General features: G+C 69.2%; 3 protein-coding genes. 2 read left to right on the top strand and 1 reads right to left on the bottom strand.

Going from position 1 to position 6,015, the window contains the following annotated elements; all coding sequences use genetic code 11:
- Positions 1 to 53: 53 nt before the first annotated feature.
- Together FNH04_RS39860 and FNH04_RS39855 are read left to right on the top strand one after the other, a co-directional pair.
- On the top strand, positions 54 to 1,919 hold the full coding sequence (locus tag FNH04_RS39860) for a rhamnogalacturonan lyase (RefSeq protein WP_322725225.1): 1,866 nt from the start codon (positions 54 to 56) through the stop codon (positions 1,917 to 1,919).
- Between the two features lie 165 nt (positions 1,920 to 2,084).
- The gene (locus FNH04_RS39855; protein WP_152790989.1) at positions 2,085 to 3,230 is read left to right on the top strand and encodes a M4 family metallopeptidase; all 1,146 of its coding nucleotides are present in this window, start codon (positions 2,085 to 2,087) and stop codon (positions 3,228 to 3,230) included.
- 72 nt (positions 3,231 to 3,302) lie between these two features.
- On the opposite strand, the gene FNH04_RS39850 is transcribed toward FNH04_RS39855, so the two are convergent.
- Positions 3,303 to 5,990, bottom strand: a complete 2,688-nt coding sequence (locus FNH04_RS39850) for a cellulose binding domain-containing protein (RefSeq protein ID WP_322725223.1) — start codon at positions 5,988 to 5,990, stop codon at positions 3,303 to 3,305.
- Positions 5,991 to 6,015 lie beyond the last annotated feature (25 nt).

The following is a 6,015-nucleotide window of genomic DNA, read 5'->3' as shown; positions in this document are numbered from 1 at the left end:
GCGGCGACTGAGGGAACAGACACCCGTCTGTCCCCCCACCGGGAGGTATCCACGTGCAGCACCCGCACAGGCACCGCAGACGCAAGCTCCTGACCACGCTGGCGGCCACCGCCCTCGCCGCCGCCGGACTCACCACGTTCACCACGGGCGCGGCCGAGGCCGCCACCGCGCGCCAGGTCGAGAAGCTCGACCGGGGCGTGGTGAGCGTGCACACCGACAGCGGCAACCTGGTCAGCTGGCGCTGGCTCGGCACCGACCCGGACAACGTTTCCTTCAACGTCTACCGCGCCGGTACGAAGGTGAACGCGTCCCCCGTCACCGGCTCCACGAACTACTTCCACGCGGGCGCGCCCGCCCAGGCCGACTACACGGTCCGCGCGATCGTGAACGGAGTGGAGCAGGGCGACTCGGTGCACGCCGTCCAGTTCCGCACCGGCTACAAGGACGTGCCGATCAGCGCACCCGCCGGTGGCACCACACCCGACGGCGTGGCGTACACCTACGAGGCGAACGACGCCTCGCTCGGCGACCTCGACGGTGACGGCGCCCTCGACTTCGTCCTCAAGTGGCAGCCCACCAACGCCAAGGACAACTCCCAGTCCGGCTACACCGGCAACACGATCATCGACGGCGTCAAGCTCGACGGCACCCGTCTGTGGCGCATCGACCTGGGCCGCAACATCCGCTCGGGGGCCCACTACACCCAGTTCCAGGTGTACGACTACGACGGCGACGGCAAGGCCGAGGTCGCCATGAAGACGGCGGACGGCACGACGGACGGCACGGGCGCGGTGATCGGCAGCTCCTCCGCCGACCACCGCAACTCCAGCGGGTACGTGTTGTCCGGCCCCGAGTACCTGACGATGTTCAACGGCCAGACCGGCAGGGCGATGGGGACCGTCGACTACGTCCCGGCCCGCGGCACGGTCTCGTCCTGGGGCGACTCGTACGGCAACCGCGTGGACCGCTTCCTCGCGGGCACCGCGTACCTGGACGGAGCCCGGCCCTCCCTGATCATGGCGCGCGGCTACTACACCCGTACGGTGATCGCGGCCTGGGACTGGCGGGGCGGGGCCTTCACCCGCCGCTGGACCTTCGACACCAACTCCTCCACCAACACCGGCAAGGGCTTCGACGGCCAGGGCTCGCACAGCCTGTCCGTCGGCGACGTCGACAACGACGGCAAGGACGAGATCGTGTACGGCGCGATGGCCGTCGACGACAACGGCTACGGCCTGTGGACCACGAAGACCGGCCACGGTGACGCCCAGCATCTCGGCGACCTCGACCCGTCGACCTCGGGCCTGGAGTACTTCAAGGTCTCGGAGTCCACGTCCCAGCCGGCCGAGCTGTACATCAACCCCGCCAACGGCGCGGTCCGCTGGAAGCTGGCCGCCTGCTGCGACAACGGCAGGGGAGTGGCCGGGGACATCCACGCCGGCAACGACGGCCCGGAGATGTGGTCCGCCTCCGACACGTCCATCCGCGACGAGGCCGGCGCCACCAAGGGCCGCGAGCCGTCCTCCGTCAACTTCCTGTCCTGGTGGGACGGTGACCCGGTCCGCGAACTCCTCGACGGCACCCGCATCGACAAGTACGGCACGTCCTCCGACACCCGCCTGCTGACGGGCTCCGGCGTCTCCTCCAACAACGGAACCAAGTCCACCCCCGTCCTCTCCGGCGACATCCTCGGCGACTGGCGCGAGGAGGTCGTCTGGCGCACCAGCGGCAACACGGCCCTGCGTATCTACTCCACACCGCTCGAGACGAACACGAAGATCACGACCCTGCTGCACGACACGATGTACCGCACGGGGCTGGCTTGGCAGAACACGGCCTACAACCAGCCGCCGCACACGAGCTTCTTCATCGGGAGCGGCATGCCGACGGCCCCCAGGCCGACGGTCTACACGCCGTGAACCGGGCGGACCGCCGGTCTGCTTGAAGCGGCCGGGCCCGCGTGATCGGGCCCGGCCGCCCCGCTGACCGCCTCGCTGCCTTGAGTTGCCGGTCCTCGGGGACGGGCCAACACTGGTGGGGAGGAAGAGGCTGCCGCAATCCCCCCATGAATGGGAGTACATCCCATGACTCATGACGTCCGCAGCACCCCGCACAGGGCCCTGGCCGCCACGCACTGCGGCATCGTGCCGCCGCATCTGCTCGAACGACTGGCACGGGCGGCGGACCCGGCGGTTCACGCGCCCGCCCGGCGCACTCTCGCGCTCGACGCGGCACAGCGCACCCATCGAGCCTTGACGGCGCGGCTCGGCCGGGCTTCGTGGCCGACAGGCGCCGCCCTGCGTGACCGCACCGTCTTCGACGCCAAGCACCTGCCGTTCCTGCCAGGTGTTCGTGTGAGGGGGGAAGGCGACTTTCCCGTACCGGACGCCTCGGTGAACAACACCTACGACGGTCTCGGAGACACCTTCGCCTTCTATCTGGAGGTACTGAACCGTCACTCCCTCGATGGAAACGGCCTCCCGCTCCTCGCCAGCGTCCACTTCCTCGAGAACTACGACAACGCCTTCTGGAACGGCGCGCAGATGGTTTTCGGCGACGGGGACGGGATGCTTTTCGGTGATTTCACCGAGTCGCGCGACGTCATCGCCCACGAACTCGCTCACGGCGTCACGCAGTACACCGCCAACCTGGAGTACGTAAGCCAGTCCGGAGCTCTGAACGAGCACCTGTCCGACGTCTTCGGCTCCCTGGTCGATCAGTACGCCAAGGGCCAGACCGCCGCGCAGGCCGACTGGCTGATCGGGAACGAAGTGCTGCTCCCCGGTGTCGCCGGAATCGCCTTGCGCTCGATGAAGGCGCCGGGTACCGCGTACGACGACCCTGTGCTCGGCAAGGATCCACAGCCCGCGCATATGCGCGACTACGTGCACACGCACCAGGACAACCAAGGCGTGCACATCAACTCGGGCATTCCCAACCGCGCCTTCTACCTCGCCGCGACCCAACTCGGGGGGTACGCCTGGGACCACGTCGGCCGCATCTGGTACGACGTGCTCACCGGCGGGGATCTCCGTCCCGACGCCGACTTCGTGTCCTTCGCCGAGCTGACGACGAACGCCGCCGGCGCTTACGGGACCGCCGCGCAGCAGGCGGTGCTCAACGCCTGGGATGCGGTGGGACTGTATGTTCCGCACCCGTCTCGTGTGCCGGCCGGGGAGGCCGACCTCGTTGACCTTCTCGCAGGTTACGGCTCCTCCTCGCTGTGGTGAGCAGGGCCCGTTCGAAGGCGCGGAGGGCGCGTGCGGTGTGCACGCGCCCTCCGTTTCGTCCTGCCCGGTGTGTCAGGTCACCGTGCAGGACTGGTCGCCGAGCCTGAAGGCCGTCGGTTTCGAGTTGGTCCCCGACCAGCTTCCCGTGAAGCCGAAGCCGGCCGACGAGCCCGCCGCCACCGTGCCGTTCCAGTTCACGTTCTTCGCCGTCACCGACGAACCCGACTGTGTGGACTCGGCGTTCCACATCTGGGAGACCGTCTGGCCGTTCGGGAAGGACCAGGCCAGGGACCAGCCGTTCCAGGTGCTGGTACCCGTGTTGGTGAGCTGGACGTCCGCCTGGAAGCCACCCGACCACTGGTTGGTGATCCTGTACGTCACGGCGCAGGCGCCGGTCGGTTCCGGATCGGGGTCCTCCGGGTCCGGATCGGGATCCGTTCCCCCGCCCCCGCCCGGGTCCGAGGTGTCGCCGTAGATCACCCCGCGCCCGTTCGTCGTCACGTACACGCGCCCGTAGACCCGCGGGTCGCCCGTGATGGCCGCGCCCGTCCAACCCCACTGGTGGGCGTCGTCGTTGACGCGTGTCCAGGTCGCGCCCTTGTCCGTGGAGCGGAAGATGCCGCGCACGCCGCCGATCTTCGCGCTGGTGTACAGGGTCTGGTACGAGGCGCCCGTCGCCGCCTTGCCGAAGCCGATGGTGTCGGCCTGCTCGACGTTCGAGAGTTTCGTGAAGCTCGCCCCGCCGTCGGTGGAGTGCCACAGGCCGTACGCGCCGTCCGTGGCGCCCCCGGCCAGCCAGATGTCGCCCTTCGCTCCGGGCAGTGCCTTGAAGCGGACGCTGTCACCGCTCGGCAGGCCCGTCGCGGAGGACGCCGTGAAGGTCGCGCCGCCGTCCGTACTGGCGTAGAACTTCCCGGACTTGAAGCCGTAGAAGGTCCTCGGGTCGACCCGGTCGGACTCGACGGTCGCCCCTGCCGGGATCCCGCTCGACGCCGACCAGGAGTTCCCGAAGCCGGTCGTGTACTGCACCCCCGTGCCCGTCGGGCTCCACACGAAGCGGCTGCCGTCCGAGGCCGCGGCGACCGTGCCGCCCCCGCTCACGCCGGAGGGGTCCGTCCCGGCGAACCAGTTGGCGCCGTTGTCCGTCGAGAACGCGATGTGCGGGCCCGAGTCGAGGTTCCCCACCCGGACCACCGTGTTGGAGTTCGACTCGGCGAAGTCCAGGCTGGTGGTGGTCGTGAAGTTCGGGGACGTGTACATCATCGAGGGGACCTTCGTCAGGTCCGTGTGGCGGAAGCCGCCGATGTCGCCGAGTGCGCTGAGCAGCGGGGCGCCCGACGGGGGAGAGGCCAGGTCGTTGACCGCGGTCTCCTCCAGGCCCTGCACCATCGGCTTGATGGTGAACTTGCCGCCGCTGTCCCAGTTCGTGAGGTTCTCGGTGCCGTAGACCGTCGCGCCCGTCCCGTACATCAGGCGGTTCGAGTTGAACGGGTCGATCTCGAGTGCCTCTGTCATCCAGCCCAGTTTCGGGGTCTGCTCGGGCGGTGACGGGTTCGCTCCCCACGTCAGCCACGGTGAGGACGAGACCTCCATCGTGTAGCGGTTCTCGCGGTTGGGGTACGAGGTGTAGTCCCACGCCTTCGTCCATGTGCCGCCGCTGTTCGTGGAGCGGAAGATCTGGGTGTCCGGCCACCAGGAGCTGTACGCCGTGGCCATCACCGTGCCCGGTTTCTGGCGGTCGACCGTCAGCCCGCTGAAGCCGTAGTACGTGTCGGCCTCGGCCACCGGACTGATGTTCGTCCAGGTTCCCGAACCCGTCGCGTACCGCCACAGCTGGCCCTTGCCGCCGTCGTACGGGCCGCCCTTGTCGCTGTACGCCAGGTAGAGGTAGCCGTTGGTGGCGTCCAGGACGCCCTTGTGGGCCAGGTAGCCGGTGGGCTGGCCGGCGACGCGCGACCACGTGGCGCCCGCGTCCGTCGAGCGGTACACCGCGTTGTCCTTGTCGGCGACCCCGACGTAGATCGTCTTCGTGGCGTTCCCGGACGTGCCCGTCGACTCGTCGAAGGTGACCCAGACGATGCCCTGGTTGTCGCTCGAGTACCCGCTGGTGTCGGTCGGGTCGGCCACGTAGTTGCCGGGGTTCGGGAAGTTCGTGACCTGCGACCAGCTGGCCCCCGAGTCCGTCGACCGCCACAGACCCTTGCCGCTGGGCGCGCCCAGGTACAGCACGCTGTTCCGGTTCGGGTCGACCGCGAGGCGCTCGCCCATGCCCCGGCCGGGCATGTTGCCGCCCAGCTTGAACGGCAGGTCGGCCTTCTGCCAGGTCGCGCCCCGGTCGGCGGAGCGCAGGATCGCACCGTTCTTCGGGTCCCAGCTGTTGGTGTACGTGCCGGCCGCCACGTACACCTTGTCCGGGTCGACCGCGTCGGAGGCGAGGCTCACGACGCCCGTGTGGCCCCAGTCGTCCCAGCCGATCGAGTCGAGCAGCGGCGTCCAGGTCTTGGAGGACTCCACCCAGCGGTAGGCGCCGCCGATGTCCGTGCGGGCGTAGGCGAGGTTCTTCTCCTTGCGGTTGAAGACGATGCCGGGGACGAACCCGCCTCCGTCGATACGGGCGTTCTTCCAGGTGTAGGTGTCGGCGGCGATCTTCACCGACTTGGCGGCCGCCGGGTCGGCTTCGGCGCCCAGCGCGGGCGGGCCGCCCGTGAGCAGACCGGCGGACAGGGCGAGTACGGCCGTGAGGATGCGGGTTCTTCGCACGGTTGTCCTCTCCGTGGAGGTGGGG

It is taken from the genome of Streptomyces phyllanthi, from assembly GCF_009377205.1.
Classification (GTDB): domain Bacteria; phylum Actinomycetota; class Actinomycetes; order Streptomycetales; family Streptomycetaceae; genus Streptomyces; species Streptomyces phyllanthi.
Note: the sequence above shows the minus strand (reverse complement) of the source record. Positions and strands in the feature narration are given on the sequence as shown.

Excerpts from the sequence above, each read along its gene's own strand:
- FNH04_RS39855 (WP_152790989.1), top strand. The coding sequence starts at position 2,085 with ATGACTCATGACGTCCGCAGCACCCCGCACAGGGCCCTGGCCGCCACG.